2 protein-coding genes are annotated in these 2,008 nt (G+C 60.7%); both read left to right on the top strand.

Annotation, left to right across the window (positions count from 1 at the left end; genetic code table 11):
* A partial coding sequence (locus tag AC1D0Z_RS20435; protein WP_477659998.1) for a transporter substrate-binding protein occupies window positions 1-539 on the top strand: 539 nt, incomplete at its 5' end.
* Window positions 540-751: 212 nt separating this feature from the next.
* Window positions 752-2,008, top strand: a 1,257-nt coding sequence (gene urtB, locus AC1D0Z_RS20430) for an urea ABC transporter permease subunit UrtB (protein ID WP_477659997.1), incomplete at its 3' end; no start/stop codon positions are given.

The raw sequence follows: 2,008 nt of genomic DNA, 5'->3' as shown, positions 1-2,008 counted from the left end.
TCTACAAAGAGCTGGGCAATGCCGGTCTGAAGGCCAAAGACGTGCCAGTGGTGGCCTTCTCTGTGGGTGAAGAAGAACTGCGCGGCGTTGACACCAAGCCGCTGGTGGGCCACCTGGCTGCCTGGAACTACTTCCAGTCGATCAAGAGCCCGGCCAACACCGAGTTCATCAAGAAGTGGTCTGCCTATGCCAAAGCCAAGAAGCTCCCTGGCGCTGACAAGCCTCTGACCAATGACCCGATGGAAGCCACCTACATCGGCATCAACATGTGGAAGCAGGCTGTTGAAAAGGCCAAGTCCACCGACACCGACAAAGTCATCGCCGCCATGGCCGGCCAGACCTTCAACGCGCCTTCCGGCATCGTCAGCAAGATGGATGAGAAGAACCATCACCTGCACAAGTCGGTCTTCATCGGCGAAATCAAGGCCGACGGCCAGTTCAATGTGGTGTGGAAGACGCCTGGCCCTGTGAAGGCCAAGCCATGGAGCCCGTACATTGAAGGCAATGACAAGAAGCCGGACGAGCCTGTCAAGAAGTAAGAAGCTACTGCGCGAGCCAATCTGGGCTCTGCGGTGCTCACCGTACTGGTGTACGGTTCCGCGCCGCAGAACCCACCTTGGCCCGCTCGCTACGCTTCTTCCAATCTTGACGACCGCGCCTTGATAAAAGCGCGGTCCCTTCAGGAAGTTGCAGTCTGGGCTCTATGCGGCGCTGCCGTGTATGTGCCCAACCTACAGGTTCTTTCCCCCCTATGCTCCGTTACCCACTTCACCGCCTACTCCTTCTTGCTACGCTTTTGATAGCTACTCGCGCTCATGCCTTAAGCCCGGAGGAGGTAAAAGGCATGTCAATTGGCGAGACAGAGGCACGGGTGGAGGCCCTGGGCAAGGCCGCCGCCAAGGCGGACGAAAAAACGGCTGCGTTCATCCAGGCGCTGTCTGACGATGCGGTGAAAACCAAGGGCGACAAGGTGTTTGTCGTGAAAGACGACAAGGCCTTTGACCCGATCACGGGCGCCGAGGTGCCGCTGCCCGCGGATGCCGAAGACGTGATCAACCCCAACCTGATGCGCAGCGAGATCGACAATGCGCTGGCCGCGTTGAAGCTGTTTTCCAAAACCGAAAGCGAACGCCGCGACGCCATCAAGACCCTGGGCGGCGATACCGATGAGGCACGGCTGCCGCTGATTGAAAAAGCCTACGCGGCTGAAACCGTGCCCGAGCTGAAGAACCAACTGGAGCTGATGCGCGCCGCCATCATGCTGGGCAGCACGGACAAGGCCAAGCGCCTGGAAGCCGCCGCGCAGCTGGCCGGCAGCAAGAACCCCAATACCAAGACAGTGCTGATAGAGCGCCTGGGCACTGAGACCGATGCCAACGTGAAGGTGGCGCTGCAGGCGGCGCTGGCCAAGGTAGAGGCCTCACTGGAGTGGGGCAACAAGCTGGGCGCGATTTTCAGCGGCATCAGCCTGGGCAGCATCCTGCTGCTGGTGGCGCTGGGGTTGGCGATCACTTACGGGCTGATGGGCGTCATCAACATGGCCCACGGTGAGCTGATGATGATTGGCGCCTATGCCACCTATGTGGTGCAGGGCCTGTTCCAGAAGTACTTTCCCGGCGCATTTGACTGGTATTTGCTGGCCGCGGTGCCGGTGGCCTTCATGGCGTCGGCCCTCATGGGCGCGGCGCTGGAGCGCAGCGTGATCCGCTTCCTGTATGGCCGCCCGCTGGAGACCTTGCTCGCCACCTGGGGTATCAGCCTGATGCTGCAGCAGCTGGTGCGCTCGATTTTTGGTGCGCAAAACGTCGGCGTTGAAAACCCGGTGTGGATGAGCGGCGGCGTGCAAGTGCTGGGCAACTTGTCGCTGCCCTACAACCGCTTGGTCATCATTGTGTTTGCCGTGGCGGTGCTGCTGGGCGTGGCCTGGTTGATCAGCCGCACGCGGCTGGGCCTCTTTGTGCGCGGCGTGACGCAAAACCGGCCGATTGCCTCATGCATGGGTGTGAAC

The sequence above is a fragment of the Polaromonas sp. P1_E3 genome, assembly GCF_056405935.1.
This window is presented reverse-complemented; position numbering and strand designations above follow the sequence as displayed.